The sequence below is a fragment of the Gordonia sp. SL306 genome (assembly GCF_026625785.1).
In the GTDB taxonomy this organism is placed as follows: domain Bacteria; phylum Actinomycetota; class Actinomycetes; order Mycobacteriales; family Mycobacteriaceae; genus Gordonia.
In genome coordinates, this window is the sequence record NZ_CP113063.1 from 246,470 (window position 1) to 258,514 (window position 12,045).

11 protein-coding genes and 1 pseudogene are annotated in these 12,045 nt (G+C 66.6%); 6 read left to right on the plus strand and 6 right to left on the minus strand.

Annotation, left to right across the window (positions count from 1 at the left end; genetic code table 11):
• Positions 1–4: 4 nt before the first annotated feature.
• The 4 genes from OVA31_RS01115 to OVA31_RS01130 are packed head-to-tail and all read right to left on the minus strand — an operon-like array spanning position 5 to position 4,290.
• Positions 5–790 (minus strand): 3-oxoacyl-ACP reductase, encoded by a 786-nt coding sequence (locus OVA31_RS01115; RefSeq protein ID WP_267629310.1) that lies wholly within the window; start codon positions 788–790, stop codon positions 5–7.
• Complete coding sequence (locus tag OVA31_RS01120; protein WP_267629311.1) at positions 787–2,172, minus strand: aldehyde dehydrogenase family protein; 1,386 nt, start codon at positions 2,170–2,172, stop codon at positions 787–789. The genes OVA31_RS01115 and OVA31_RS01120 overlap by 4 nt, the downstream gene beginning before the upstream one ends.
• Positions 2,169–2,885, minus strand: a complete 717-nt coding sequence (locus OVA31_RS01125; RefSeq protein ID WP_267631358.1) for a gamma-glutamyl-gamma-aminobutyrate hydrolase family protein — start codon at positions 2,883–2,885, stop codon at positions 2,169–2,171. Before OVA31_RS01125 ends, OVA31_RS01120 begins: the two co-directional genes overlap by 4 nt.
• Before the next feature lie 43 nt (positions 2,886–2,928).
• On the minus strand, positions 2,929–4,290 hold the full coding sequence (locus tag OVA31_RS01130) for a glutamine synthetase family protein (RefSeq protein ID WP_267629312.1): 1,362 nt from the start codon (positions 4,288–4,290) through the stop codon (positions 2,929–2,931).
• Positions 4,291–4,510: 220 nt separating this feature from the next.
• Between OVA31_RS01130 and OVA31_RS01135 the strand changes: the two genes are divergently transcribed.
• Positions 4,511–6,055, plus strand: coding sequence for an amino acid permease (locus OVA31_RS01135; protein WP_267629313.1), 1,545 nt, complete (start codon positions 4,511–4,513; stop codon positions 6,053–6,055).
• Positions 6,056–6,242: 187 nt separating this feature from the next.
• On the opposite strand, the gene OVA31_RS01140 is transcribed toward OVA31_RS01135, so the two are convergent.
• Positions 6,243–6,743 (minus strand): RDD family protein, encoded by a 501-nt coding sequence (locus OVA31_RS01140; RefSeq protein ID WP_267629314.1) that lies wholly within the window; start codon positions 6,741–6,743, stop codon positions 6,243–6,245.
• Between the two features lie 341 nt (positions 6,744–7,084).
• Here OVA31_RS01140 and glnA point away from each other — a divergent pair, with 341 nt between their 5' ends.
• The 3 genes from glnA (at position 7,085) to OVA31_RS24735 (ending at position 9,210) form a co-directional block, all read left to right on the plus strand.
• Entirely contained in the window at positions 7,085–8,518 is a 1,434-nt protein-coding gene (glnA, locus tag OVA31_RS01145; protein ID WP_267629315.1) for a type I glutamate--ammonia ligase, read from the plus strand.
• Between the two features lie 154 nt (positions 8,519–8,672).
• Positions 8,673–8,858 (plus strand): hypothetical protein, encoded by a 186-nt coding sequence (locus OVA31_RS01150; RefSeq protein WP_267629316.1) that lies wholly within the window; start codon positions 8,673–8,675, stop codon positions 8,856–8,858.
• Positions 8,859–9,003: 145 nt separating this feature from the next.
• Positions 9,004–9,210 carry a GlsB/YeaQ/YmgE family stress response membrane protein gene (locus OVA31_RS24735; protein WP_420714184.1) on the plus strand — a complete coding sequence of 69 codons (207 nt, stop codon included), beginning with the start codon at positions 9,004–9,006 and terminating at the stop codon, positions 9,208–9,210.
• Here the strand turns inward: OVA31_RS24735 and OVA31_RS01155 are convergent.
• Positions 9,130–10,710: pseudogene (locus tag OVA31_RS01155) on the minus strand (MFS transporter); the annotation flags it as partial. The gene OVA31_RS24735 and the pseudogene OVA31_RS01155 sit on opposite strands and share 81 nt — an antisense overlap.
• Before the next feature lie 103 nt (positions 10,711–10,813).
• On the opposite strand from OVA31_RS01155, the gene OVA31_RS01160 reads away from it, so the two are divergent.
• Positions 10,814–11,560: a TetR/AcrR family transcriptional regulator C-terminal domain-containing protein gene (locus tag OVA31_RS01160; RefSeq protein ID WP_267629318.1), complete on the plus strand. Its 747-nt coding sequence runs from the start codon at positions 10,814–10,816 to the stop codon at positions 11,558–11,560.
• A gap of 66 nt (positions 11,561–11,626) precedes the next feature.
• Complete coding sequence (locus OVA31_RS01165; protein WP_267629320.1) at positions 11,627–12,037, plus strand: phage holin family protein; 411 nt, start codon at positions 11,627–11,629, stop codon at positions 12,035–12,037.
• The last annotated feature ends 8 nt before the right edge of the window (positions 12,038–12,045 follow it).

Consider the following 12,045-nt stretch of genomic DNA (forward strand, 5'->3'; position numbering starts at 1 on the left):
ATTCCTATAGGGGTGTCACGTACGCCGAGCTGATGCCGCCGTCGACCAGGAACGTCGACGCCGTGATGAACGACGCGTCGTCGCTGGCGAGGAACGCGACCGCGGCGGCGAGCTCCTCGGGTTCGGCGAACCGCCCGACCGGGACGTGGATCAATCGTCGCGCCGCGCGTTCGGGATCTTTGGCGAAGAGTTCCTTGAGCAGCGGGGTGTTCACCGGACCGGGACACAGTGCATTGACCCTGATGCCCTGTCGGGCGTACTGCACACCGAGCTCGCGTGACATCGCCAGCACACCGCCCTTGGAGGCGGTGTAGGAGATCTGTGAGGTGGCCGATCCCATCACGGCGACGAACGATGCGGTGTTGATGATCGATCCCCGACCGGCCGGACCCATGTGGCGCAACGCCGCGCGGCAGGAGAAGTAGACCGACGTCAGGTTCACCTGCTGGACCCGATCCCAGGCATCGAGTTCGGTCGTCTCGATGAGATCGTCGTCGGGTGGCGATATACCCGCGTTGTTGAAGGCGATGTCGACCGAGCCGTAACGCTGTGCCGCCGTGTCGAACAGCGCGTCCACCTGGCCCTGGTCTGCGACGTCGACGTCGACGAACAGACCGTCGACCTCGTCGGCCGCCTGCCGGCCTGCGTCGCGGTCCAGATCACCGATGACGATCGTCGCGCCCTCCGCCCGCATCCGGCGGGCCGAGGCCAGACCGATCCCGCCTGCCCCACCGGTGACCACGGCGACCTTGCCGGACAGACGCTGGGTCAGATCGACTGTGCTGCTCATGATGTCCCTCCTGCCTGTGGGTCGGGTTCGACCGCGATGAAGACGTTCTTGGTCTCGGTGAAGGCCGAGGGCGCGTCGGGACCGAGTTCTCGTCCGATGCCCGACTGCTTGTAACCGCCGAACGGTGTCGAATACCGCACCGCCGAATGCGAATTCACGGACAGATTCCCCGCGGCCACCGCACGCGAGACCCGCATCGCCCGCGACAGGTTCTCGGTCCAGATCGACCCGGACAATCCGTACGGGGAATCGTTGGCCATCGCGACGGCCTGGACCTCGTCGTCGAACGCCTGGACCGTGACCACCGGCCCGAAGATCTCCTCACGCACACTGCGATCATCCGGTTGCGGCGTCAACACCGTCGGCGGGAACCAGAATCCGGGCCCGTCGGGAGCGGTGCCACGGAAGGCGACCGGAGCGCCTTCCGGCACGTAGGACGCGACCTTCTCCCAGTGCGGCCGCGCCACGAGCGGACCCATCTCGGTGCCGTCGGCGCGTGGATCTCCCACTCGTATCCCGGACACGGCTGGTTCGAGCCGTTCCATGAACTCGTCGTAGACGCTGCGCTGCACCAGGATTCGACTCCGAGCACAGCAGTCCTGGCCGGCGTTGTCGAAGACCCCGTACGGTGCGGTCGCCGCGGCACGGGCCACGTCGGAGTCGGCGAACACGATGTTGGCGCTCTTGCCACCGAGCTCGAGGGTGACCTGTTTGACCGATTGCGCAGCCTGTTCCATCACGCGCCTGCCGGTACGTGTGGACCCGGTGAAGACGACCTTGCCGATGCCTGGATGGCCGATGATGGCCTCTCCGACCACATCACCGCGACCGGGCAACACCTGCAGCAGGCCTTCCGGCAGACCGGATTCGACCGCGAGTTCGGCGAGACGGATCGAGGTGAGCGGCGTCCATTCGGCCGGTTTCACGATCACCGCGTTCCCGGCCGCCAGCGCCGGCCCGAAGCCCCAGGAGGCGATCGTCATCGGAAAGTTCCAGGGCGTGATCACGCCGACCACGCCGATGGGCTCGGCAAAGGTGATGTCGATTCCGCCCGACACCGGGATCTGGCTGCCGGCCAATCGTTCTGGTGTCGCCGCGTAGAAGGTCAGGACGTCGCGCACATGGTCGACCTCCCACATCGCCTGTCCGAGCGGGTGACCGGAGTTCGCGACCTCGAGATCGGCGAGTTCCCGGCGGTGCGCCTCCACAGCGGCTGCGAACGCGCGCAGGGCCATGCCACGCGAAGCCGGGGTCGCCCCGGCCCAGGACCGTTGCGCGCGCTGGGCATCGGTCACCGCCCGGTCGACCGCTGCCGCGTCGAGCATCTCGACGTCGGCGAACACCTCGGCCGTCGCCGGGTTGACGAGTTCCATCACTGTCATGCATCGACCTCCGATCGTCGGGTCATCCACACACGCCCGGCATCGACGATCGCCGCGAACAGACGCAGATCGTCCAGGCGCTCCTCCGGATGCCATTGCACCGCGAGGACAAACGGTTCCCCCGGGCGTTCCACCGCCTCGATCACCCCCTCGTCGTCACGTGCACACACCACGAGACCCTCGCCCACGCGGTCGATTGCCTGGTGGTGATAGCACTCCGCCGACGTCTGTTCGCCCATCAGCGACGCGAGCCGGGTTCCCGGCGTCACCGAGATCCTGGTCGTGGTGAACACCGCGTTGCCCGCCTGGTGCCGAGAATGTCCGAGGACATCCGGCAGGTGCTGATGCAACGTCCCGCCGAATGCCACGTTGACCAGCTGCGCGCCGCGACAGATGCCGAGAACCGGCGCACCGGCCCGCAGTGCGGCATCGAGCAGGGCGAACTCCCACGCATCGCGGTCCACCCGGGGTTCGTCGGTCTCCGGATGCGGCTGCCGGCCATAGGAACCCGGATCGAGGTCCTTGCCCCCCGTCAGTACCAGCGCGTCCAGCCCGTCGATGACCCGATCGGCCACCGCAGCGTCCACCGGTTGTGGGGGCAACAACGTGGCGATACCGCCGCACCGGGTCACACCGTCGAAGTAGACACGGGGCAGAAAGCTCGCGTGCACATCCCAGACTCCGGTCCGCGACGGTTCGAGGTACGTCGTCATCCCGACGACCGGCCCGGCCGCCGGACCTCTACGGTCCGTGGTCTCACAGTCGTTCAAAGCCACGCACCCTCTCCCAATCGGTCACGGCCGCACCGTACGCCGCCAGCTCCACCCGGGCGTTGTTGAGGTAGTGCTCGACGACGTCGGCACCGAACGCACGCGCGGCCAGCGCGGAGCCTGCGAACAGTTCGGCGGCTTCCGACAACGATGTCGGAAGCCGCTGCGTCGGCCCCAGATAGGCGTTACCCGTGGCGATCTCGGGCAACGGCAGCTCGCGGTCGATGCCGTCGAGACCACCCGCGATGAGGGCGGCGACCGCCAGATACTGATTGACGTCGCCGCCGGGAGCCCGGCATTCGACCCGCATACCCGGGCCGTGCCCGACCACCCGCAGGGCGCAGGTGCGATTGTCCAGTCCCCACGCGATCGCCGTCGGCGCGAAACTTCCGTCGACAAAACGCTTGTAGGAGTTGATGTTCGGGGCATACAGGAGCGTGAGTTCCCGCAACGACGCGATGATGCCCGCGATGAAGTGGCCGAACATCGGCGACATCCCGTTCGCGGCGTCGTCGTCGGCGAAGACCGGGGTGCCGTCCGGATCCCGCAACGAGATGTGGATGTGACAGCTGTTGCCCTCACGCTCGTCGAACTTGGCCATGAAGGTCAGGCTCTTGCCGTGCCGGTCGGCGATCTCCTTTGCGCCGTTGCGATAGATCGTGTGGTTGTCACAGGTGACCAGCGCATGGTCGTAGCGGAACGCGATCTCCTGCTGGCCGAGATTGCATTCGCCCTTGACCCCCTCGCAATACATCCCCGCGCCGCTCATCCCCCGCCGGATGTCGCGCAGCAGTGGCTCCATCCGAGTCGATGCGAGCATGGCGTAGTCGACGTTGTAATCGGTCGCGGGTGTCAGCTCGTGATAGCGCTTGGCCCACGCCTCGCGGTAAGTGTTGTCGAACACCATGAACTCCAGCTCGGTTCCGACGAAAGGCACCAGCCCGCGCTCATCGAGCCGATCGAGCTGTCGCCGGAGGATGTTGCGAGGCGCCACCGTCACCGGCGAACCGGTGGTCGTGTTCAGATCCGCCAGGACCAGCGCGGTTCCCGGTAACCAGGGCACCCGACGCAGCGTCGAGGGGTCCGGGGTCATCACCATGTCGCCGTACCCGGTGTCCCAGCTCGACATCGCGTAGCCGTCGACGGTGTTCATCTCCACGTCGACGGCCAGCAGATAGTCACAGCATTCCGACCCGTGTGCGGCCACGTCGTCGAGAAACAGGCGCGCGGAGATCCGCTTGCCGGTGAGCCGTCCCTGCATGTCCGGGAACGCCACGATCACCGTGTCGATCTCGTCGGCCGCGACGAGCTCCTGAAGATCGGTCAGGTCCAGCATGCCGTCGGTCATCCGTACTCCTCTGTGCGCGCTCGCGACCGGACTCTCCTGCGCCGGTCAGCCACAGTCAACCATTGGACGATCGCCCAACTCTCCGTCACCGCCCGATTTAACCCGATTGTTTCGTTTAAAGGTGGGTGGACCGACCATTGAGGTCCTATTCTGCCTTATCAGTTGCTCGGGCGTCCCGCCCCGCACACACGATCCGGTCTGAGTGAGAGCGAGCACCGCGATGGCAGATGTCCCGAACAACCCGGCGATGAAATCGGCGGGCGCCACCTACACCCACGCCGAGGATGGCTATTTCGAGAAGCGTCAACTCAAACGCAGCGCCGGCTTCTGGGGTATCTGGGGTATCGGGATCGCCGCGGTGATCTCGGGCGACTTCTCCGGCTGGAACTACGGGATCGGCCAGGCGGGCTGGGGCGGGCTCGGCATCGCCGCGCTGATCATCGTCGTCATGTACTTCGGCATGCTGTTCTCGATCGGCGAGATGTCGGCGGCCATGCCCCACACCGGTGGCGCATATTCGTTCGCGCGTGCGGCGATGGGCCCGTGGGGTGGATTCGTCACGGGCTTCGCCGAGACCATCGAGTATGTGTTCACCACCGGCGTCGTGGTCTATTTCTCCGCCTCCTACGCCGACGCCATCACTGACGACCTGTTCGGCCTCAGCATGCCTGCGTGGGTCTGGTGGATCATCCTCTACGCGATCTTCATCGCGCTGAACTCCTGGGGAGCCGAGGCGTCGTTCAAGTTCGCGATCGTGGTGGCCGTCGTGTCGATCGGCATCCTGGTGCTCTTCGCCATCCTCGCGTTCGCCAATGGCGCAGTCGATTTCGGCAAGCTCCTCGACATCGACCCGGACAGCTCCAAGGCGGGTTCGAGTGACTTCCTGCCGTTCGGCGTGATGGGCATCCTCTACGCACTGCCGTTCGCCATGTGGTTCTTCCTGGGCATAGAAGAACTCCCGCTGGCCGCCGAGGAGGCCCACGAACCCACCCGCGACATCCCGCGTGCGGGCATCTGGGGCATGGTGACCCTCGTCGGGTGCGCGGCCATCGTCTTCTTCCTCAACCCGGCGGTGACCGGGTCCGCCGCGCTGGGCGACTCCGGGGAGCCACTGCTCGACGGATTCCGCGCTTTCCTGCCGTCGGGCTGGGCGTCGGTGTTGTCGGCGTTCGCGCTGATCGGATTGCTGGCGAGCCTGCAGGGCATCATGTACGCCTACGGCCGCAACCTCTACTCGCTGAGTCGGGCCGGCTACTACCCGAAGGTGCTCTCGCTCACCGGGTCCCGCCAGACGCCGTACGTCGCCCTCATCGCAGGCGCCGTCGTCGGCTTCATCGCATTGCTGGTCATCGAATACTGGATCTCCGGCGCCGGCGCGATCGTGCTGAACATCGCGGTGTGGGGCGCGGTGCTGGCGTACATGCTGCAGATGGTCTCGTTCGTCCTGCTGCGCCGGAAGTACCCGAACGCCCGCCGCCCCTACAAGAGCCCGGCGGGCATCACCGGCGCGGTGATCGCGTTCGTCATCGCGGCCATCACCTTCATCGGCGTACTCATCAACCCGGATTACCGCGACGCGGTGATCGCGATCGTCGTGTTCTACGCGATCGGGTTGCTCATCTTCGGGCTGTACGGACGCCACCGACTGGTCCTGTCACCCGAGGAGGAGTACGCGGTCACGGGCGGCCTGCACGGATTCGACCCCGAGCAGGAAGGTCTCGGCGGAACCATCGAGGACGAGATCCTGAAGGGTCGCACCGACTGACCGGTGCACCCCGGGATTCGCGAACCTGCTCAGCCCTCCCCTCGAAAAGCGCCCCCGAAAAGCGCCCTGCGCAGCGGGCCCATCGACATATCGTCGACGGCGACCCACTGTCGGGTGCTTTCGGGGGCGCTTTTCGAGGGAGTTTCGAGGCGGCGCGGGCACATCACAGATGCGGCGCCGCGCCCCGTCAGCGGGTCCGGACCAATGCCGTCCCGGTGGCGCGATCGTGCATGGCCCGGCCGTTGTAGTCGTTGATCACCGCGGGGACCAGGAACACGATGAGCACCTGCCTGCCGAGCGTCCGCAGGATGCCGACGGCCGCGAACGGGACCTTGCCGGTTGCTTCCGCCTCCGCGCGGTCGGGACCGAAGTCGACCCGGGCGACCCGGAGTCCGAGCGCGAACTGACCCGGGGTGAAGCCGAAGAAGGTGACCGCGACCACCCCGAGGACGAACCAGACGCCGAGCACGGTCGTCCCCAGCGTCGGGGAACCGAAGGACACGAACAGCAAGGAGATCCCGCCTGCCAGCAACCAGTCGACGAGCAGGGCCGCGGTGCGTTGCCAGCCGCCGGCGAGTGCGCCTGGCCCGGATTCGGGGAGACCGAGGTCTTGACCTCGATACTCGACGTCGGCACCGCTGGGCCCGACGGGCGGGCCCGACAGCCAGGATCCGGTGGCCCTGCCCATCACCGGCCCCCCGGCTCGCCGCGCTGCGTGCTGTCTGTACTCGCCTGACCCATGCCCGCCATGGTAGTCGCGGCAGTTCACCGGCCCGCCATCGTCCACCCTGGGCCGATGTTTCAGGGGTATCGATGGTGCTCTGTCGGCGGACATGGCATCGTTGCGATCCGGGACGATAGTGCGTCGCCCGAGCATCGACCGCGTGTAACACAGGAGAAACACGGCCTTGACGCGCGGGCAACTTCGCGTCCATACGGTTCTGGCTGAGATCCGCTGCTGCAACTCGGCGGCGGGTGAGGCGGTCCAGGTGATCTGGCCACCCGAACAAGTTAAGGAGTCACCGCACGGTGTACAGCAGCAAAGAAGAACTTCTCGAGGGCATCAAGAAAGAGGGCGTCGAGTACGTCGACATCCGTTTCTGCGACCTGCCCGGTGTGATGCAGCACTTCTCGATCCCGGCCTCGGCGTTCACCGAGGACGTGTTCGAGGACGGGCTGGCGTTCGACGGTTCGTCGGTCCGCGGCTTCCAGTCGATCGACGAGTCCGACATGATGCTGCTGCCCGACCCGGCCACCGCGCGGATCGATCCCTTCCGCCACGCCAAGACGATGAACATCAGCTTCTTCGTCCACGACCCGTTCACCCGCGAGGCCTACAGCCGCGACCCGCGTAACGTCGCGCGCAAGGCCGAGGACTACCTGGCCTCCACCGGTATCGCCGACACCTGCTTCTTCGGCGCCGAGGCCGAGTTCTACATCTTCGACGGCGTCTCCTTCGACTCGCAGATGAACGGCACCTTCTACGAGGTCGAGTCGGAGTCGGGCTGGTGGAACACCGGCTCACCCACCGATCCGGACGGCAGCCCGAACCTCGGCTACAAGGTCCGACCGAAGGGCGGCTACTTCCCCGTCGCGCCGTACGACCACTACGTCGACCTGCGCGATGAGATGTCGACCAACCTGAGCAACGCCGGTTTCGAGCTCGAGCGCGGCCACCACGAGGTGGGCACCGGCGGTCAGGCCGAGATCAACTACAAGTTCAACACCCTGCTGCATGCGGCCGACGATGTGTTGCTCTTCAAATACATCATCAAGAACACCGCGTACGCGAACGGCAAGACCGTCACCTTCATGCCGAAACCGCTCTTCGGCGACAACGGCTCGGGCATGCACGCCCACCAGTCGCTGTGGAAGGACGGCAAGCCGCTGTTCCACGACGAGGCCGGCTACGCGGGTCTCTCGGACCTGGCGCGCTACTACATCGGCGGCATCCTGCACCACGCGCCGTCGCTGCTGGCCTTCACCAACCCGACGGTGAACTCCTACAAGCGTCTGGTCCCGGGCTACGAGGCCCCGATCAATCTGGTCTACAGCCAGCGCAACCGCAGCGCCTGCGTGCGCATCCCGATCACCGGCAACAACCCGAAGGCCAAGCGCCTCGAGTTCCGTTGCCCGGACAGCTCGGGCAACCCGTACCTGGCGTTCGCCGCGATGATGATGGCCGGACTCGACGGCATCAAGAACAAGATCGAGCCGCACGAGCCCGTCGACAAGGACCTCTACGAGCTCCCGCCGGAGGAGGCCAAGGGCATCCCGCAGGCACCGACCTCGCTGGGCGCGGTCATCGACAAGCTCGAAGAGGATCACGAATACCTCACCGCCGGTGGCGTGTTCACCGAGGATCTCATCGAGACCTGGATCGCACTCAAGCGTGAGAACGAGATCGAGCCGGTGCAGATCCGTCCGCACCCGTACGAGTTCGCGCTCTACTACGACTGCTGAGCGGTTCTCCGACCGAACAGTCACCCGAAGGGCGGCCGGGATGTCCCGGCCGCCCTTCGGCGTCTGTGGGTGGCAGTGTTCACATCGGTGATTGGTGTCACGTTCAGGCCTTTGTACCCTGCCGTTTCACATCATTTGGCTTTACTTTGAAACCATGACTCGCACCAGATTTGTCGAAGACCTCGCCCCCGGGGACCGCATCAGTGTCGACGGCCTGCGCGCCGTGGTCCGGACCACCACCCCGACGGGCACCGATCAGCACCTCGTCGAACTCGTGAACAGTTCGGACGACCGGGACGCCATCGTCCTCGGACTGGGCACCAAGGTCGAGATCCTCTAGAACCATCCCCGAGGCGTCCCGTCGCGGACTAGTCTGCGGACAGGAGGTCGCCATGGACATCGGAAGCCTGATCGCGGCGTTGCTGCTCGGATTCGTCTGCGGAGCCATCGCCCGGGCGCTCGTGCCGAACGACGCCTTCAAGAGCATGAGCGGATGGCAGTCGTGGCTCGCCTCGACGCTCCTCGGCCTGCTCGGTGCGCTCCTCGGCTATTGGGTCTTCACCGGTCTGTTCGGTATCGGCGACGACGACAAGTTCGACTGGGGCGGCATCATCGGCGCCCTGATCGGCTCGATCATCGTCGTCGCGATCGGTTCGGCCATCATCAAGCGATCCCGCGCGCCGCGCGCCTGACTCGCCGCCCACCGCATCGGGCGCCCGCTCGCCGGAGCGCGTCCGCAGTCCCCAGCCGGCCAGTACCGCCGAGCACACCAGGATGACCGCACCCGTCCACGCGGCCACCACGAGCCCGTCGACAAAGGCGCGCCGCGCAGCATCGAGCACCGTCGCGCCCTGTCCCGCGGGCAGGTGCGGCACCGCAGCCACCGCGCCCGCCAGACTCCGCGACGCCTCTCCCCCGGCCAGGTCCGCCGGGAATCCCAGTCGGAACACCGCATTCACCACGCTGCCGAGGACCGCGATGCCCAGCGCTCCCCCGAGCTCGCTCGAGGTCTCGAGCAGTCCCGAGGTCGCACCCGCACGATCGGCCGGTGCCACCCCCACCACGTAGTCGGCGATCATCGACGTGGCCGCGACGATCCCCGATGCCAGCAATGTGGCGCCGATCAGCACCATCGCCAGCGAGTGAACCCCCGTAAAGGCGCCCAGGACCGCGAAACCCGCTGCACCGGTGCACAATCCGCCGACGATCACCGCAGGCCGACCGGTCCGTGCGGCGACGACCGCGGTCAACGGCGCCACCGCTCCGACCGCCACCGAGGGCGCGAGACTCCAGAGGGCCGCGCGCAGCGGCGAGTACCCCAGCACCGATTGCAGATACTGCGTCATCAGGATCGAGTTGCCCAGGAGCGCGAACATGCAGATGAGGTTGGTCCAGATCGAGGTGGCGAATCGGCGCTCCCCGAGAAGCCCGAGGTCGACCATCGGATCGTCGATGCGGCGTTGCCTGCTCACGAAGATCGCGCCCACCACCAGGCCTGCCGCGAGCATCGCGACCCGTGAGACCGACCATCCGTCGGCCGCCATATTCTTGATAGCCGCGACCACGGGCAGCATCGCGCCGAGCACCAGGAGGCCGCTGAGGACATCGACCCGCCGACTCGGCGTCGCGGTGCCGCCGGGCAGCACCAGGGGCGCCGCCAGCATCAGCACCACCATGATCGGCACGTTGATCAGGAAGACCGACCCCCACCAGACGTGTTCGAGCAGCAGACCGCTGACGATCGGCCCGACCGCCACCCCGCCGGCGAGCACCGCGTTCCAGGTGGCCACCGCCTTGGCACGTTGGGCGGCGTCGTCGAAGATGTGACGGATCATCGCGAGGGTCGACGGCATCAATGTCGCACCCGCCACGGCCAGCAGGGCCCGCGCACCGATCAGCATCTCCGCCGACGTCGCGAACGCCGCGGCCAACGATGCCGCACTGAAGGCCGCGGCACCGATCATCAGCAACCGGCGATGGCCGATCCGGTCGGCCAGTGAGCCCATCGACAGCAACAGCCCGGCCAGCACGAAGCCGTAGATGTCGAAGATCCACAGCTGCTGTTCCGGAGTCGGCGACAGATCGGCCGCGATGTACGGGACGGCGAAGAACAAGACCGAGACATCCATCGACACGATGAGCATCGGCAGACACAGGACGAGCAGGCCGAGCCACGGGGATCGCCGGTTCATGACGACACCACCACCTTTCTGTGTACAACATCGACTGTTTATTTGGTACGCAGATGTTATGCCCATAACTGTGTACTTGGCAAGCAGTTAGTACGATGGCGGAATGACCTCGACGGACGGCACCGCGCAACCCGCGATCCCGCGCTACCTGGCACTGCTGTGGGGCCGCGAGGACCCCACCCCGCGGCGCGGTCCGCGCCCGACACTCAGCGTGCGCGACATCGGTGTCGCGGCCGTGGCGATCGCCGACGAACACGGTGTCGAGGCGGCGTCGATGAAGGCGATCGCGGCCGCACTCGGCCTCACCACCATGTCGCTGTACCGGTACGTCGACAGCAAGGACGACGTCGTCGAGGTGATGGTCGACACCGCCTACGGCCCCGCAGACCCGGACCTGACGTCGACCGGCACGTGGCGTGAGCGGCTCACCGCGTGGGCCCTCGCGGCCGCGACCGGGCTCCGCGACCGCCCCTGGCTCGCCGCGATCCCGCTCCGCAGGCCCCCGGCGGGGCCGAATGTGCTGTCCTGGACCGATTCCGGGGTTCGGGCATTCGCCGAGACCGGCCTCACGGGCCAACAGAAGCTGAGCGCATTGCTGCTGGTGGACGGATTCGTCCGGCAACATGTGCGCCAGGCGAGTCAGATGGGGATGCTCGACGGATCCGACGTCAGCGTCGGTAGCAGTTACGAGGCGATGGTCGCCGAGTTCGTCGACGAGGACCGATTACCGAACCTGGCTGCGGTCATCGCCGGTGAAGGTCATGACGACGACGACTTCTTCACCGCCGAACTGACCTTCGGGCTCGGAGTCATCCTCGACGGCCTCGACGCGCTCATCGGATCGGTCTGAACGCCGACCCCGACGACACGGCGCAACCACGCCCGGGATCGGTCATCATGAGCTTACGATTGGCAGATGATCCGCATAATCATCCGTACGCTCGTCTACTTGATCTCCGCCGCCCTCGGGCTGCTGGTGGCGACGTGGATCCTCGATGACATGCACGTCCACGCAGGCGGATTCCTCCTCGCGGTCGTGATCTTCGCTGCCGCCCAACTCATCCTCAGCCCGTTCATCGTGAAGTTCGTCCGGCGCAACGCCGAGGCGTTTCTCGGCGGAGTCGGGCTGGTGTCGACCTTCGTGGCCCTGCTGCTCGCAAATCTGCTCGGCAGTGACGGCATCGAGATCCACGGCATCCCGACCTGGATCGGGGCGACGGTGATCACCTGGCTGGTGACCGCAGTCGGCACGCTCCTCGTGCCCTTCTTCCTGGCGAAGGCCGGCATCGAGCGCGCCCGCGAGAACCGGGCGGACTCCGCCCGCTAGCGCACCGT